Genomic DNA, 16,049 nt, shown 5'->3' with positions numbered 1-16,049 from the left:
AGGCCGGGGGCGCCGCCCGTCTCCATTGTCGCTCGGACCAATGGCGCCCCCCCCGGATATTTTGGGCCAGATGAAGTAGGGCGGTCGCGCGGACCGCCCCGAGGGTTCAGAACTCGACCGGGCCATCGAGTTCGTGGACCTGCCAAGGAAGGCCGTGCTTGTTGAGCATGTCCATGAAATCATCCGGGTCGAGCTGTTCCATGTTCCACACGCCCGGCTCGCGCCAGTTGCCCTTCAGTACCTGAGCCGCGCCGATCATGGCGGGGACGCCGGTGGTGTAGCTGACGGCCTGGCTGCCGACCTCGCGGTAGCATTCCTCGTGATCGCAGATGTTGTAGATGTAATAGGTCTTCTCGCCCGAGCCGTCCTTGGCCTGACCGGTAGCGATGTCGCCGATGCAGGCCTTGCCCTTGGTCTCGGCGCCCAGGTCGCCGGGATCGGGCAGCAGGGTTTTCAGGAACTGGATCGGGATGATCTCGACGCCGTTGTGCTCCACCGGGTCGATCCGGGTCATGCCGACATTCTGCAGCACCTTGGCATGGGTGATGTAGGCATCGCCGAAGGTCATCCAGAAACGGGCGCGTTCGATCTCGGGGAAGTGGGTCGAAAGCGACTCCAGTTCCTCGTGATACATCAGGTACATGTTCTTGGGGCCGATCCCGGGGAAGTCGAACTCGACCTTATGGGTCATGGCTGGCGTCACTTTCCACTCGCCGCCTTCCCAGTGGCGGGCGTCGGCCAGTACTTCGCGCAGGTTGATCTCGGGGTTGAAGTTGGTGGCGAATTCCTGATCGTTCTGGCCGCCATTGGCGTCCAGAACGTCGATCTGGCGGATCGAGTCCAGCTTGTGTTTCTTGAGCCACTTGGCAAAGACGCTGGTCACGCCGGGATCGAAGCCCGAGCCGAGGATCGCGGTCAGGCCGGCCTGCTTGAACTTGTCCTGATAGGCCCACTGCCAGTGGTATTCGAACTTGGCCTCGTCCTCGGGCTCATAGTTGGCGGTGTCGAGATAGTGGCACCCGGCCTCGAGGCAGGCATCCATCAGCACAAGGTCCTGATAGGGCAAGGCCAGGTTCACCAGAAGCTCGGCCCCGGTGTCCTTGATCAGCTTGACGGTGTCGGCGACCTTGTAGGCGTCAAGCTCGGCAGTTTTGATGTCGACGCCGGTGCGTTCCTTGACCGATTTGGCGATGGCATCGCATTTCGCCTTGGTGCGGCTGGCCAGCGTGATCTCGGTGAAGATGTCGGAATTCATCGCCATCTTGTGCACGGCGGCGTGGCTGACGCCACCCGCGCCAACAACCAGTGTCTTGCCCATGGGAAATTCTCCTTTCGCCGGGGTTATTCGTAGTAGGTATAGCCGTTGATGCTGTCGCGATAGGCAGTCATCAGGGTTTTGCGTTCATTCGCCTTGAGCGTGCCGGTCGAGATCGCCTCGTCGACCATCTTGCGGAAGGCAGCGATGCAGTCGCTTGGGTCGAACTCGACATAGGACAGGACTTCGCTGATCGTGTCACCCTCCTGTTCATGCAGCAGGTCGAACCCGCCATCGGCGCGCAGGTCGATGGTGACCACGTTGGTGTCGCCGAACAGGTTGTGCAGGTCGCCTAGGGTTTCCTGATAGGCGCCGACGAAGAACACGCCCATGTAATAGTCGCGATCTTCGGGCAGGGAATGCACCGGCAGGCTGGGCGAGACACCGTCGGCCAGAATGAACCGGTCGATCTTGCCGTCGCTGTCGCAGGTGATGTCGGACAGTACCGCGCGGCGGTCGGGGGCCTGGTCCAGCATCTGCAGCGGCACGATCGGGTGCAGCTGGTCGATCGCCCAGACATCGGGCAGCGACTGGAACAGCGAGAAGTTGCAGTGATAGATGTCCGCCAGCTTTTCCAACTGGTCATCCACATCGGTTTCGACCTCGTCCGAGGCCGCCAGCGCCTTGATCCGCGCCATCAGCGACAGGTAGATGCGCTCGGCCCGGGCCATCTGGCGCAGGTCGACATAGCCACGGCGGAACAGGGCGCGCAACTCGTTGCGGTAGAAGGTGGCGTCGTTCCAGCATTCCTGCAGCCGATCGTGGCTGAGGTACCCGTTCACCGCCGCCAGATCGGACACCATGTGGTGGTCGTCGGGTTCCACCTCGGGGCCGTTGGGCGCGTCATAGAGCGTGCTTTCAAGCACGTTGAACACCAGCATCGACGAGGTCGCCACCACCGCGCGGCCGCTCTCGGTCACCAGCGTGGGGTGGTCCACCTCGGCCTCGTCCATGGCATAGGCCACGGTCTCCACCACATTGGCGCAGTATTCCTCGACCGTGTAGTTGATCGAGTTCTCGGTCGCCTTCTTCTCGCCCGTGTAATCGACGCCCATGCCGCCGCCCAGATCCAGGTGGGTCAGCGGCACGCCCTCGCGGGTCAGTTCGGTGTAATAACGGCAGGCTTCGCCCACGGCGCGGCGCACGTCGTTCACGTCGGGCACCTGGCTGCCCAGATGCGAATGCTGCAGCTTCAGGCAATGCAGCAGGCCCGCATCGCGCAGCTTGTCGACGACCGCGACCAGCTGATCGGTGTTCATGCCAAAGGTCGACCGATCCCCCGAGCTTTCCTGCCATTTGCCGCTGATCTGGTTGGTCAGTTTCACCCGCACGCCCAGCAGCGGCTCGATGCCCAGCCGTTTGTAGACCTCGATGACCGTGTCGGCCTCTTTCGGGCTTTCCAGAACGATGACCGTGTTGAACCCGATCTTGCGGCTGAGGATGGCCAGCTCGATGAACTCCGCGTCCTTGACGCCGTTGCACACGATCAGCGCCTCGGGGGCCAGACGGTGCGCCAGTGCGATTACCAGCTCGGGCTTCGATCCGGCCTCGAGCCCGTAATTGTATTGCTTGCCGAACTCGACGATCCGGTCGACGACCTGCGCCTGCTGGTTCACCTTGATCGGGAACACGCCGCGATAGGACCCCTTGTAGCCGGTACGCGCAATCGCATCGCGGAAGCTTTCGTTGATATGCGCGATTTCGCGTTCCAGATACGAGCTGATGCGCAGGATCATCGGTGCCTTGATCCCTCGCTGATCAAGGTCGTGCAGAATGCCGGGCAGGCTGATGGCCGCCGCATCGGGTGCCATGGGATTGCGCAGACTGATCTCGCCGTCCTCCGTCACCTCGATGAGACCCTTGCCCCATTTTTCAACCCCGTAGATGGAATGCGGTGCGACGGGCGTTTGTTTCAATCAAGTCAGTCCTTGCGTTGCAGGCGTGGAAATTTCGCCCGCCAATACGGCAGCCGTTCGATTCTTCCAAGTGTAATCTGTATCGGAGGTTAGCCCAATTCAGATCGCAGGGCGAATGGGAACCAGATGGTTGTCCCAACGGACCCGAGGATGGGGCGATACCGCCGGGTTTGACCCAACCAGATGCCCCACATCGCCATGCCCGGTGGTAAAGACAAAACCGGATGGCCCGGGGCCCAACCCGCACACGTCGCCGAGCGAATGGGCGCTGTCAAAACGAGCTGCCTCGGCATCAAAGACGTGCAGCGCGTTGCCGCGTGGGCAGGTGATGGCGACCTGACGCCCCTCGGCGGAAAAGGCGACACTGCCTGCATAGCCGGCCAGCGTCGCCTGAATGTCATCCGGCGCGGACAGAAGGTGGTAACGGCCACCCCGCCGATTCAGCCCCAGCAGGGCCGGCTTGTGGGACAGGTCGCCCTGCCACTGCATCGCGAAGGCCAGCAGGCCATCCGCACGAACGGCCAGATGCCGGATCGAGTTTTTGTGCAGCGCCGCGGGCAGCTCGACCTGCTCCAGAACCGATCCGTCGAGGCTGACATAGGTCAGGTTCGGGCGCATGGTCGGCAGGTTCAACTTGCTGCGCCCGGTATCCGGGTGGGTTTCGATGCCGCCGTTGGCGATGGCAAGAGATTTGCCGTCGGGCATCAACACTACGTCATGGGGGCCGACCCCCGCCGAAGAAAACTCGCCCATTCGGGCATAGCCCTCGGCCGCGTCCCAGACGCCGATGACCCCGGTGCCAGCCTCATAGTCGTTTTCGGTGGTGAACAACCGGCGGCCGTCGGGCGAAAATGCGCCGTGGCCATAGAAATGACGCCCGGCCGGCGCCTCGAGCCGGGTCAGCTGGTCCCCGGTCGCGCAATCGATCACAAGCGCAAATCGCCCCGGACGGCGCGCGAATGCAACGGCCCGCGCCAGATGGGGATGGGCGGCGGCGGCATGCCCGCGGCCGGGCAGGGGGACCGAGAACCGAAACTCTCCTGAACCGGTCAGCCCGACCAGGCGGTACGACCCATCGTCGAACAGCGCAGCCGACAGGAAATCGGGCGAACCGACCTCAGCCCAGCCCGGCAGGGGGGCAAGAGTGGCCGCTGCCAAACCGGCCAGGAACCCTCGGCGGCTGGTCATCGGTCAGTCTCCGTCCAATGAATTGAACCCGGCGCTGATGCCCAGGGTCGGACCCAACTGCGCGGCGGCCAAGCTGCGGATGTCGTTGATCGACTGCTGCAGCGCCTCGATCCGCAGCCGCCCCTGTGGCTCGGCCACGCCAGCCAGCGCGGGATCGTCCAGCGCCTGCGCCCGGGTGATGCTGCGGGCAAAGGCATCGTCCAGCGAGGCCGCAATCTGCGGGTGGTCGACTGACAGCCGCGCCGCCAGGTCGCGCAGCGCTGTCAGCGACAATTCCACATGCCGCAGCGACCGCAGCGACCGGCGGGCCTCGGCCCGGTTGGGCCGGGGGCGGTCGAAACTGGCCATCGGGCGGCCCAGACGCGTATCGGCTGTGAATTCGAGCCCAGTGGTCAGGGCCTGGTAGAGCTCCTGCAGGGCTTCGTCGGAGGACCGATAGGGTCTGTCCGGCCCGGGTTGGGTCATGGTGCGGGCATAGCCGTGCCAGTCCCGGTCGATGGCCCGGGCGGTGCGGTGGATGTCGGCGGCGATGGCGCGGATCAACCCGCAGCGATAGGCCGCATCGCCCTGATCGGCAAAGGCCGGGTCGTATAGCATCCTCTCGAGCGCGAGGAAGCCGCGCCCCGCGATCGAGGTTTCGGCAAAGGCATCGGGGTCGGCAATGGCCGGGTCTTCGGCCGCGATCATCGCCGACAGCGCCTTGGGCGTGAACCCTTTGCTGTCGGGCCAGAAGGCCAGGGCAAAGGCACGGTCTCCGACCTCGGTCGGGCCGAACCGCAGGTGGCTGGCGGATATCCAGGCGTCGAAGGCGGCGTGATAGGCCGCGCGCAGATCGGCGGACCCCGGCGCGCAGTCGGCTCGTGCGGCAGCATCCAGCGTGGCGGTCATTTCGACAAGTTGCTCGAAACGCGGCAGGATATGGGCCTGGGTCACGTCGGTCAGGATCGCATCGCGGCTTTGTGCCACCGCGCAGAGCGGGATCAATGCGGAAAGGATCACGGCAATCAGGCGCATGGGTCAGAGACTCTCCAGGAACCGGATCAACGCATCGCGGTCGGGTTTGGGCATGGAAACGACTGCATCGCGCGCGGCCTGGGCCTCGCCGCCGTGCCACAGGACCGCTTCGAGAAGCGAGCGCGCCCGGCCATCATGCAGGAACTGGGTATGCCCCGAGACCCGTTCGGTCAGGCCGATGCCCCACAGTGGCGCGGTACGCCATTCGCGGCCCGTGGCGCGGGCCTCGGGGCGGTTGTCGGCCAGTCCCTCGCCCATGTCGTGCAGCAGCAGGTCCGTGTAGGGCCAGATCAGCTGGAAACTGTGCTCGGGCCGGTCGGGCAGACGGTGGGTGACGAAAGCAGGCGTGTGACAGGACGCGCAGCCAATGGTGTGGAAAACCTCTTTCCCGCGCAGAACTTGCGGGTCATCCACATCGCGGCGGGCGGGAACGCCCAGGTTGCGGCTGTAGAAGGCCACCAGATCCATGCCCTGCTGGTCGATCTCGAAGCCGCGTTCGTCGCCGTCACCATGCGGGGCGGTCTGGCAATCGGCCTGGGCCGGGGTGCAGTCGCCAAATGGCGCGGGGTAGAGCGGGCTGGAAATGCCGAGATCGCCGGCGAAGGCCGCGGCCGACTGCTCCATGATCGTCGGCATGCCCGCCTTCAGCCCGAACCGGCCCAGCATGGGTTCGCCGAATTCCGTCGACCACACGATGTTGGGCCGCCCCGAGATCCCGTCTCCATTGGCATCTTCCGGGTCGGCCTTGGCCAGGATGTCCTCGGCCGGGATCGCCTCGAGCAGGCCCAGACCGATCATCTGCGGCGCCACGCGTGGGCTGAGCATCGCGTCCGGGTGCAACGGCCCATAGCCCAGATCGGCCGCTCTGTAGGTGGGCTTGCGCAGCGACACGGTTTCGCCGTCGGACAGTTCCACCGGGATTTCCTCGTAGGTGATGTCCAGCCGGTATTCGGCCTGGTGGCTGGGCAGGGCGAAATCCTGCATCTGGCCGCCATAGGTGGGTTCGGGCAGGGTAGCGAGATACCCTTCGATTCCTTCCGGCGCGTCCGCAGGCGTTCCGGGGATGGAAACGCGCAGGAACATCGAAATGGCGTTGTCTTCGAGTCCGGCCGGGGTGTGGCCACGCCCGTCCTTGATGTGACAGCGCTGGCACGACCGGGCATTGAACAGCGGCCCCAGCCCATCCGAGGCCAGAGTCGAGGACGGAGACGACACCCAGACCTTCTTGAACAGCCCGTTGCCGACCTTGAAATCCAGCTCCTGCTCAAAGCTCAGGTTGGCCGAGGGTTGCGAGAACGCATCCGCATCGGTCCGGGCGCGCACCGTCGCGGCGCCTGCCGGCAGGTCCTCATAGCGCTGGGGCTGCGTGAAATCCGACGGCGCTGCGGTGACTGTGGCGATCCGTGCCCGTTCAGCGTCGGTTCGGGGGAGGGGGTTCAAATGACTGTCCCGCAGATCCTGAGACAGGGAAGGGGTGGCCGCAAAAACGGCCACCACGAAGAGGCCCGTCTTATTCGGCCTCGTCCATTTTCGATGCATTGAGTTGCGCATAATTTGCTTCGCCGAGTCTTTCGTACAGATCGAGCTGGGTTTCGAGGAAATCGATATGGCCTTCTTCATCGGCCATCAGTTGTTCGAACAGCGCCATCGACACGAAGTCGCCGGCCTGTTGGCAGTACTCGCGCGCTTCCTTGTACAGGGCCCGGGCGTCGATCTCGGCCGCCAGGTCGCATTCCAGGGTTTCCTTGGGCGTCTGGCCGATGCGCAGCGGGTCGAGCTTTTGCAGGTTGGGGTGGCCGCCCAGGAAGATGATCCGCTCGATCAGCTTGTCCGCGTGCTGCATCTCTTCGATGCTTTCCTCGCGACTTTTCTTGGCCATGTGGCCCAGGCCCCAGTCCTCCTGCAGGCGGTAATGCAGCCAGTACTGGCTGACCGCCGTCAGTTCATGCCGCAGAGACTTGTTTAGGTATTCGATGACTTTGGGGTCGCCCTTCATCTGCACTCTCCTGTGTATCATCCGCGCGCAGGGCGCGGAGTTGCATGGGTACTTCGAGGTTATCGGTTGCGCGCATCGTGTCCAGAAACAGCCGCATACACCCGCCACAATCCGCCGATTTTCCCAAAGCATGGTAAATCTTGCCCGGCGTGATGATGGTTTGAGGATCTGCCGCGCGCATCCAGTCGATTGCCGCGCGGATCTCGTGATCCGTGATGTTGGTGCAGTGGCAGACGATCATGGCGACTCGGCCTTTCGTAATTCCTAGTCAAATAGTAGGGTATTTGCTTCGGGTCCAGACACAGCTTGTCGCAGGGTCGGGCGCAAGCGGTCGCTGCGCCCGGCTGCTTTGGTTCATCAGTGGAAAACGGCGTCGGGGTTGTCGAGGCTGTCGGACCCTTCGAATGCGACATTGCCCAAGCCCAGCACGGACACGATACGTTCGATCGTCTTGGTCTGATCGATCAGACCTTCGACACCGCCCATGATCAGCGTTTCGCCACCGACGTTCCCGCGCTCGAGCATCTGATCGTAGGCTAATCCGACCTCGGCTGCGGTTTTGATCTGGCCTAGCGCGTACATTGTGTTGGCCAGCTTGGTCTTCATCTCGGTGTCCAGAGCCGGGTCCGAGGCCGCAACCAAATCCGACAGGGACGGACCCGAAACCGGAGTACCGTCAATCCGGACATACCGACCCAGATAGACGTTCTGAATCCCCAACCCGTCATAGTAATGGCTGTTGTGCGTGTTGTCTGAGAAACAGTCATGCTCTTCTTCCGGGTCGTTCAGCATCAGTCCAAGGCGCATGCGCTCACCGGCCTGTTCGCCATAGGACAGGGATCCCATGCCCGTCAGAATTGCACTGATGCCCGAGTCGGCGTCGTCGGTCAGGGCCGCCCGCGCGGCACCGTCGTCCTGCCATTGCGCGGCCATCCACTCCAGATCCGAGACCAGCAGGTCGGTCGCCGCCACCAGATACTGGGCCCGGCGATCGCAGTTGCCGCCGGTGCAGGACTCGTCCTGCGCATAGTCGGTCCACGGACGGTTGCCGGCGCCCTCGCCGTGACCGTTCAGATCCTGGCCCCACAGCAGGAACTCGATGGCGTGATAACCCGTTGCCACATTGGCCTCGATCCCGTCGGCCTCGTGCAGGGTCTCAGACAGCAGCTCGGGCGTGATCTCGGTGGCGTCGACCGGCTGGCCAGACAGCTCAAAGCTGGGCGAGGCAATCACGTTCAGAACCGCAAGCTCGTTTTCGTCCGTCGCGCCGCCATAGGCCGCATCCACATAGTCGATCAGACCCTCGTCCAGAGGCCACGCATTCACCTTGCCTTCCCATTCGTCGACGATGGGATTGCCGAAGCGATAGACCTCGGTCTGTTGATACGGAACGCGCGCGGCAACCCAGGCCTGGCGTGCGGCGGTCAGGTTTTCAGCAGAAGGCTGGTCAACCAGCGCGGCAACGGCGGCCTGCAACTTGCGGGCCGCACGCAGGCTGTCGTCATATTTTGCTTCGGCAATGTCAGCATAGGTTTCCAGAATGTCGACCTTGGCGGGGGCGTCGCCGGCGGCTGCAGCCGTTGCCATCAGCAAGGCTGCCAGGCTGGTCGTCGAAAATACGCGGGTCATGAAGTTCAGGCCTTCCTGTCGAAATGAATGGGCAAGAGCACCCGGTGCGGGTGCTGAGATGAGTATTAACTGAGTGAAATTGTAAGTTATGTCAACCCGAGTCTTTAAGTCGGGAATTAATTTTGAAACACGCCGCTGTTTTGGCCAAATACGGTTTGGCTGGATGGGTTCTCTGGATCTGTCTAGCCATTTCCGGCGGGGTCAGACGGCGTTGCGCGCCGTTGCCTGCGGATGGCGCGAAGATACAATGATGGTGTGATTCTTGAGTTGGTGGTGGTTGCGTGATGAGATCCCTGGCGTTTGCCCTTTGCGTGTTTCCCCTTGCGTTGGACGCGCAGCAGGAAGTGGCGCCAAAACCCGCAGCACTGAAGATCGCCTTTTTGGATTCGGGGTACACGCTGTCCCTGTCTGTTCCTGCGTCAGAAATCGTTGGCTTTGAGCTTCCCGCTTCGAGCGCAGAGGAAAAGGCGAAGGTCGCGGTCGCCATTTCGGACCTGTCGCAGCCCATGACCCTGTTCGCGGTCACGGCCGAGGCGGGTTGTGCCACGGCCACGGCGAACGTGGCGCTGGTCGGCGGCGAAGCCGGTTCGGCCTTGGGGCCTGACGATCACCGGCCCGAATTTCAGGCCGAATACACGATCAGGTGCAGCAACCTTCAGGCGCTTGGTGAAATGAGATTTGATTACTTCGACCGGTTTTCGCAGGCTGAACGTGTGGACGTGCGGGTTCAGTCACCGGGTGGTAGTCACGCCGTCGCGGTTACACGAGAGACCCCGTTGGTTGATCTCTCCGAGTTTATGTGACCGGGGTTTCTTTCATTCCTTGTGGTGAAAGATGAAGCCGATGAAGTTCAGCAACAGCTGCGCAGCAAGGATCTGCGTGCTTTCGGTCGGGTCATAGGCCGGGGCAACTTCGACAAGGTCGATGCCAGCGACCTGCCCTTTCCGGGCAAGGCCCTGCAGGATTTCCAGAACGTCGTAGTACAAAAAACCGCCGTGGCTTGGTGTTCCGGTGCCCGGTGCAATGGATGGGCAAAACGCGTCAATGTCGATGGTCACGTAGTATCGGACGCCCGAGGGGATGCGGTCCAACACTCCTTCGGTCCCCAGCTTGCGGACCTGCCGTACCGACAAGATGTCGGAGCCGCGCGCGCGTGCATCTTCGTAACCTTCTTTCGCCGTCGATGAGACGTTGCGGATGCCCAGCTGGGTCATACCCGAGACATAGTCCTTCTCGATCGCCCTCCGCATCGGGTTTCCATGGCCCGCCGTAACGCCATGACGCTCGTCCACGAAATCCAGATGTGCGTCGATCTGGACCACGTGAATGGGACCGTTTCGGGCGCAGTCCTGATCAAAGGCGTTGATGCAGGGAATGTTGATGGAATGGTCACCACCGATCGTCACGGGCAGAGCGCCGGCCTCAAGGATCTTGCGTACCCCGTATTCGATATTCGCGTGGCTGGCTTCGGTTTTGGTGTGGATGATGTCGGCATCCCCCAGATCGACGATGCGCACCTCTTCGCCCAAATAGGTGGCATCGTCCTCGTGATCATAAGCACCTGCATGACCAAAGCTGAACAGAGTCGATGCCTCGCGCACCGCACGCGGGCCGAACCGGGCTCCGGACCGGTATTGGCAGCCGAAGTCGAACGGGGCGCCCAGGATGGCGACATCGGCATCGATCTGGTCCCAGTCCTGCACATATGGCTTCTTGCCGAATGTGGCGATGCCGACGAACGGCAGATTCAGGCGGCCGGATTCATATCCATGTTTTGACATTGGGGGCTCCGTTGCTTTGAACCGGCCGCGGGTCTGGCGGGTTGCTTGCACGTTGGCGTCTATCACCCGATCAATCAAGGCCGCTCTGCCCCAGCGGTGCATCAGGTCGCGAAGCTGGGTAAACCCCACAATCCCAGTGATTTTTCTGAAAATCTGTACTAAGAATGCAGGTATCGCTCGTATTGCCTGCGCAAATTGAGGGGTGGAGCCAGCATTGAATGGCGCCACGCGTCGGGCGGCCTGCCGTTTGTCCGGCGGGGGAGACTGCAAAAAACAAATACTGATTTCAGGAAAGTGACCACGAAATACGAAACCATTGCGCCACTGACTTTTTGGGGGAGGAACTGGCCGTGACCACACAGACGATTTCCAATTCAAAACCGATTGAAGCCACATCTGCCGATTGGGAGAAGATATTCGCCGTCCTGCCCGGCGAAAAGGTGCGGCAGAGCGCCGAGCGGCTCAGGCAGCATTTCGATCTGTTCGAAGTTCTAGAGGACACGGTACTACCGCCGCGCGGGATGTATGTGGTTTTGGACGGCATCGTGAAGCTGCGCCAGAACGACGTTGATCTGGCGACCGCCGATACCGGGGACTATTTCTACGAAGAGCATCTGGAGATCCGCGACATACCGGTCAGCCTGCAGGCCGTGGCCTTGCCCGGCACTCGGCTGGCCTTTCTGGCCAGTAACGAGTGGCTGGATATTCCCGCGGAAATTCGACGCGAATGCTACGCCACGCTGTTCGGCGATCTGGTCAGCGTGCATCTTCAGAATTTCCAGCAGCCGATCAACTGCTGCAGCGTGACCGCGGCCGCGCTGAGCATGTCGGCGCTGGGCTTCAGCTGCGAGGTGAACGACATCTTCCGCGTCTGCGAACTGCCCACCAGCTTTGTCGTCAATGACGGCATCTCGCTGGGTGAACTGTTCGACGTGGCGTGCACCTATATCCATTCGCAGGGTCTGCGCGACCTTGTGCAGGTTCAGGCCTACTTCATGGACGAGGCCACAACCTCGGTGCCGCTGCTGCTTGAGGCGATTGACGAATCCAATCGACTGGGCGGAGACAACGATATTCTGGTGGCGAATTTTCAGGTTGGGGTCGCGCATGGCAAGCCCACCATGCCCGGCGGCCATTTCGCGGTGATCGCCAAGTGCAACCCCAGCACCGGGTTGGTGCACATGATGGATGTGCATCCCGAAAAATACGGCAAGCTGTGGGTCACCACGATCGACCGCCTGTACGCGGCCATGTCCGACCGCGACGGCACTTCGATGCGCGCGCGCGGGCTGCTGCGGTTCTCCGCGCGGGAAGCGGTCAAGACCACGCTGCAGACCTTCCGGCAGGACTGCAACTATGTGGACAGCACCAGGTATCTGGCCCGCGATCCCAAGAAGCGCCGCAACCTGTTCCGGCGGGCCAGCCCGAACATGAACAGCCTGGGCGTTCTGGCCGAAAGCCTGCAGATTTTGGGCGATGTCCAAGTCACCGAAGACAAGCTGCTGATCGCGACCCAGACCTCGTACACCGAGGCGCTGAGCCGCGTTTCGACCGCCAAGAAGATGAGCGAGATGGCCCAGCGGTATCTGGCCGGCACCTCCGAGGTGCATATCGGCAGCACTTTCCGCAGCTATGCGGAACGACCCGGCAAGGACAAAAGGTCGCCGCAAGACTGGTTCCGGGATCAGCTGCGCAGTCTGAACGAACATGAGGGGCGCCACCTTATGATCAATATCGACTTCAACCGCGTGTTGGGGTTCGAGGTGATCCGGCCGCCCGAAAACGTGTTCCGCGAGACGGCGCTGCTGGAAGAGTTCTGGTGCCTGTGCGTGGCCTATGACGAGAAGGCCGACCTTGTCACCGTCGTAGATATGAGCCCGGCGACTTCGCAGGTCTGGCAGGCGCCGCGCGGGCAAATCTTTCGCGGGCTACGCGACCTGAAAAGCCCGGCCATGCTGGTGATCGAGGAGACCCAGCCCCCGGAAGACCCCAGCGACGTGGCTCGGATCGTCCGGGAAAACCCGCTGGTTCTGTTCTACGAGGATGAGGACCCGTGGTCGAACATGCTGAAGAACATTCTGGCCAATATCGGCGCGACCGGTCTGAAATTGGTCGATGTCGCCGGACACGGGGCCAACGCCATGAAAATGCGCCGGCAACTGGTGGCGGAAAGCGGCAAGGAAAAGGTGCCTTATCTCTTCTTCCACGGGAAATGCCTGGGCAAGCGCAGCGATATCGTTGACATGATCCTGGATGGCGGCCTGCAGGAAGACATGAAGAAAGCCGGTCTGCCTGTCTTGCTGCGCCACGAGTCGCCGAGCCTTGACAAGAACATCTTCGGCTATCCCAAGGGCGGGTTGACAGCCCCGCCAAACGGTCGCCGGAACGTTCTGCTGTGCGCCTGCGGCTCGTCGGCTGCGGACAAGGTGCCTCAGTTGGTCGCCCGGATCACCGAGGCAGGTCACAACGTGAAACTGATCCCTTCGGTTTCGGCCGAAAAGTTCTTTCGCGATATAGGGACCGACAAGGCCAGCGAGGCCCGCAAGGCAAAAAAGAACGGAAAGAAAACCAAGACGGTCGACGACTACATCACCCATAATGACTACTACCGCGACGATGACGAGTGGAACTTTCGCTATACCGAGTTCGGAATGCCCTTGCGCGCCTCGCACCTCGCGCTGTGCGACTGGGCCGATTGCGTCATTGTCGCACCGGTCACCTGCAACACGATGGGCAAGATCGCCAACGGCATTGCCGACAACCTGCTGACCTCGGTCTTTGTGGCCTGGCAGTACCGCAACAAGCCGGCGATCCTTTGCCCGGCTTGCAACACCAACATGTGGAACAACGTCACCACCCAGAACAATGTCAAAAAGCTGCGGGATCTGGGGATTGATCTTGTGGGTCCCCGCAAGGGGCGCCTTTCGAACGGAATGATGGGCATCGGCATGATGGCCACGCCCGACCAGATCATGGAGGTGTTGGAAGAAGCCTTCGAAGAGCTGGAAAACCACGAACACAATATCTGCAAATGGGCGCAGGAGGCCGCGGCCTCGGATGACTTCGCCAAATGGGAGCCGGTATTTCAGGCCATAGATGATGGGGTCGCCGGTATCGACATTGTCGATGACCATAATGGCGACACGCTGCTGCACTATGCGGCCGGGGGCGAGGGCGAGCTGACCGAGAACGGGCAAGATCTGGGAAAACCGGACATCGAGGCGGCCAAGGCCCTGATCGCAAGAGGTATCAACGTGAACGCGGTCAATGACCACGGATTTACCAGCCTGCATGTCGCCGTGATGAACAACTCGGCCGAGATGGTCGAAACCCTGCTGGCGGCGGAGAGCATCGATGCAAGCCCTCTGATCCACTTTCTGCAGGATCCGGTGCGGTCCAGGGGCATCAGGGTGTCGGACGAGATCCGCGCGATGTTGGACGAATGGGCCAACACGCATGCCCTGTCAGAACCGGAAGAGGTGGAAGACGAAGACGACCTGATCGATGAACGCGAAAAGACCTACCTTTATTTCACCTACGGATCGCTCAAGAAAGGATTTCCTAACCACGACGCTCATGCGGACGTTCTGGATGATTTCGTTGGACAGGCGGTCACTCGGCAGCCCATGCCCCTGATCGTTCCGAAAGAGCCGTTTTGCGACAACCCCAACTGTGCCTATCTGCACCGCATGGCCACACTGGTGGATCGCAAGGGCACTGGCCGTCCGATCAAGGGCGAGGTCTACCGGGTCACCTCGGGCGGGTTGAAGGAGTTGGACAAGCTCGAGGGCTTTCACGGACCGGGCGCGGCTGACAATGTCTATGTCCGCAAGCGGATCAATGTTCTGATGGATGGGGTCAAAAAACCGGCCTATGTCTACGTCATCGCCAATCCGGAAAAATACCTTGCCGAACTGGAAAGTGGTGCGTCCGAGTTGGTCGACGAATACTCGATCGACATGGCCACCGGGAAGCTCAAGCCCGGGTATGAGGCGGCCGCTAGCCGTCCTGATGCGTGATGGCCTCGGGGGCATCCCTTGACGGAGGTGACTTGAGGCTGAGGTTGTAGGCGGTGATCGCGATCATGCAGCTCAGGACAAATGGCCAGAACGCGGCCTTTGGAATCAGGTTGTCACGATAGTGGATCAAGCGCAGCGACGGCGCGGACTCGGAGACGAACAGATAGGTGTTCACCGACACCACAAGCAGCATGAAATACATCAGGAAAAAGAACGACTCCATGTAGATCACCGGTGACCCGGCAAAACCCTCGCGCAATTGCACATGCGCCAGCAGGATCACGAAGAACAGGACCGAGCAGGTGCCGATCACGCTTGAGGTGCTGAAATCGTGCCGTTCGACCAGGTTCGGCTTCCGCGTCACCGTCATTACGGCGCCGAACAGAAGCATCGTGACCACGATCAATGGGATCATGTGAACCACGAAGGCGTTCGCAAAGTTGCGTTTTATGACAAAGTTGTAGTGCAGTTCGGGCAGTCTGGTCTGAAACTCGTTTTGGTTGATGCCCAGCGTCGTGTCCAAATCGGACAGCTTGTAGTCAAAATAGGTATTTTCGCGTTCCCAGGTGCCCATGACGATGCGGTTGTCGATCCCGAAAATGTCCTTTGGCCCAGTCGCGGGATAGGCGTCGAAGTCGGGAACCAAGGCGACGTTCACGTCAAATCTGCCCGGCCAGAACCGCACCCAGACGGTTTTGTGGTCGAAAGGATAGCTGGTGTAGTCGAAGGATTGGCGCAGGGTCTGCTCAAAGTACCAGCCGATCACTTCGCCGCCGGGTTCTGGCATCCGGTAGGCTTCTTCGATGAGCCCGCTCCCGACATCCACGGCCTCGGGCAGAAGGAACCCGGCCTGACCGGGTTCGGGTTTGATCGCATCATGGACGCCGGTTTGATAGTGTTGCCAGACATAGCCCGTGACGTGGATATCGCTTGCATCGACGAAACTGAAGGATTTGAGGAATATTCCCGTCCTGACCCGATAATCCGGCGCGTTCTCCAGCGACTCGAGATAGGTATCGACCGAGGCCTGATCCGGCAATTGGGTCGGGTCCTGCTCGAAATGGTTCAGCGATGCCCAAAGGTAGAACAATACGGCCGTCAGTATCAGCGACACGAGGCCTGACAGGCCCCAGACCATTTTCTCGACCGTCATTCCGCGCCCTGTTTCTTCGTGTTGTTCTATCGTCATGC

Annotated in this window: 12 protein-coding genes; 2 read left to right on the top strand and 10 right to left on the bottom strand. The window is 61.5% G+C overall.

What is annotated here, in order from left to right:
- Positions 1 to 106: 106 nt before the first annotated feature.
- From ACR0BA_RS08735 to ACR0BA_RS08700, 8 genes are all read right to left on the bottom strand, one after another.
- Positions 107 to 1,318: a saccharopine dehydrogenase family protein gene (locus tag ACR0BA_RS08735; protein ID WP_480727399.1), complete on the bottom strand. Its 1,212-nt coding sequence runs from the start codon at positions 1,316 to 1,318 to the stop codon at positions 107 to 109.
- Positions 1,319 to 1,341: 23 nt separating this feature from the next.
- Complete coding sequence (gene speA, locus ACR0BA_RS08730) at positions 1,342 to 3,231, bottom strand: biosynthetic arginine decarboxylase (protein WP_170356950.1); 1,890 nt, start codon at positions 3,229 to 3,231, stop codon at positions 1,342 to 1,344.
- A gap of 99 nt (positions 3,232 to 3,330) precedes the next feature.
- Positions 3,331 to 4,419, bottom strand: a complete 1,089-nt coding sequence (locus ACR0BA_RS08725; protein WP_170340143.1) for a DUF1513 domain-containing protein — start codon at positions 4,417 to 4,419, stop codon at positions 3,331 to 3,333.
- Between the two features lie 3 nt (positions 4,420 to 4,422).
- Positions 4,423 to 5,433 (bottom strand): imelysin family protein, encoded by a 1,011-nt coding sequence (locus ACR0BA_RS08720; protein ID WP_480727398.1) that lies wholly within the window; start codon positions 5,431 to 5,433, stop codon positions 4,423 to 4,425.
- A 3-nt stretch (positions 5,434 to 5,436) separates the two neighbouring features.
- Complete coding sequence (locus tag ACR0BA_RS08715) at positions 5,437 to 6,972, bottom strand: di-heme oxidoreductase family protein (protein WP_480727481.1); 1,536 nt, start codon at positions 6,970 to 6,972, stop codon at positions 5,437 to 5,439.
- On the bottom strand, positions 6,944 to 7,429 hold the full coding sequence (gene bfr, locus ACR0BA_RS08710; RefSeq protein WP_149776400.1) for a bacterioferritin: 486 nt from the start codon (positions 7,427 to 7,429) through the stop codon (positions 6,944 to 6,946). Before bfr ends, ACR0BA_RS08715 begins: the two co-directional genes overlap by 29 nt.
- The gene (locus ACR0BA_RS08705) at positions 7,377 to 7,670 is read right to left on the bottom strand and encodes a (2Fe-2S)-binding protein (protein WP_480727396.1); all 294 of its coding nucleotides are present in this window, start codon (positions 7,668 to 7,670) and stop codon (positions 7,377 to 7,379) included. Before ACR0BA_RS08705 ends, bfr begins: the two co-directional genes overlap by 53 nt.
- Before the next feature lie 116 nt (positions 7,671 to 7,786).
- The gene (locus tag ACR0BA_RS08700; RefSeq protein WP_480727395.1) at positions 7,787 to 9,058 is read right to left on the bottom strand and encodes an imelysin family protein; all 1,272 of its coding nucleotides are present in this window, start codon (positions 9,056 to 9,058) and stop codon (positions 7,787 to 7,789) included.
- Positions 9,059 to 9,342: 284 nt separating this feature from the next.
- On the opposite strand from ACR0BA_RS08700, the gene ACR0BA_RS08695 reads away from it, so the two are divergent.
- Entirely contained in the window at positions 9,343 to 9,861 is a 519-nt protein-coding gene (locus ACR0BA_RS08695; RefSeq protein WP_480636820.1) for a ZrgA family zinc uptake protein, read from the top strand.
- A gap of 12 nt (positions 9,862 to 9,873) precedes the next feature.
- Here ACR0BA_RS08695 and speB read toward each other — a convergent pair whose 3' ends face one another.
- Entirely contained in the window at positions 9,874 to 10,839 is a 966-nt protein-coding gene (speB, locus tag ACR0BA_RS08690) for an agmatinase (RefSeq protein ID WP_170356956.1), read from the bottom strand.
- 350 nt (positions 10,840 to 11,189) lie between these two features.
- Here speB and ACR0BA_RS08685 point away from each other — a divergent pair, with 350 nt between their 5' ends.
- A complete protein-coding gene (locus ACR0BA_RS08685; RefSeq protein WP_480727393.1) occupies positions 11,190 to 14,858 on the top strand; it encodes a flavoprotein in 3,669 nt (1,222 codons plus the stop codon).
- Here ACR0BA_RS08685 and ACR0BA_RS08680 read toward each other — a convergent pair.
- Positions 14,839 to 16,047, bottom strand: coding sequence for a hypothetical protein (locus tag ACR0BA_RS08680; RefSeq protein ID WP_480727392.1), 1,209 nt, complete (start codon positions 16,045 to 16,047; stop codon positions 14,839 to 14,841). The genes ACR0BA_RS08685 and ACR0BA_RS08680 overlap by 20 nt on opposite strands.
- Positions 16,048 to 16,049 lie beyond the last annotated feature (2 nt).

This window comes from Ruegeria sp. CI5, assembly GCF_056536885.1.
The sequence above is the reverse complement of the archived record's forward strand: the minus strand, read 5'-3'. Positions and strand labels throughout refer to the sequence as shown.

Coding starts and splice junctions, on each gene's coding strand:
- ACR0BA_RS08735 (WP_480727399.1), bottom strand. CDS start 1,318: ATGGGCAAGACACTGGTTGTTGGCGCGGGTGGCGTCAGCCACGCCGCC.
- ACR0BA_RS08725 (WP_170340143.1), bottom strand. CDS start 4,419: ATGACCAGCCGCCGAGGGTTCCTGGCCGGTTTGGCAGCGGCCACTCTT.
- ACR0BA_RS08720 (WP_480727398.1), bottom strand. CDS start 5,433: ATGCGCCTGATTGCCGTGATCCTTTCCGCATTGATCCCGCTCTGCGCG.
- ACR0BA_RS08715 (WP_480727481.1), bottom strand. CDS start 6,972: ATGCATCGAAAATGGACGAGGCCGAATAAGACGGGCCTCTTCGTGGTG.
- bfr (WP_149776400.1), bottom strand. CDS start 7,429: ATGAAGGGCGACCCCAAAGTCATCGAATACCTAAACAAGTCTCTGCGG.
- ACR0BA_RS08705 (WP_480727396.1), bottom strand. CDS start 7,670: ATGATCGTCTGCCACTGCACCAACATCACGGATCACGAGATCCGCGCG.
- ACR0BA_RS08700 (WP_480727395.1), bottom strand. CDS start 9,058: ATGACCCGCGTATTTTCGACGACCAGCCTGGCAGCCTTGCTGATGGCA.
- ACR0BA_RS08695 (WP_480636820.1), top strand. CDS start 9,343: ATGAGATCCCTGGCGTTTGCCCTTTGCGTGTTTCCCCTTGCGTTGGAC.
- speB (WP_170356956.1), bottom strand. CDS start 10,839: ATGTCAAAACATGGATATGAATCCGGCCGCCTGAATCTGCCGTTCGTC.
- ACR0BA_RS08680 (WP_480727392.1), bottom strand. CDS start 16,047: ATGACGATAGAACAACACGAAGAAACAGGGCGCGGAATGACGGTCGAG.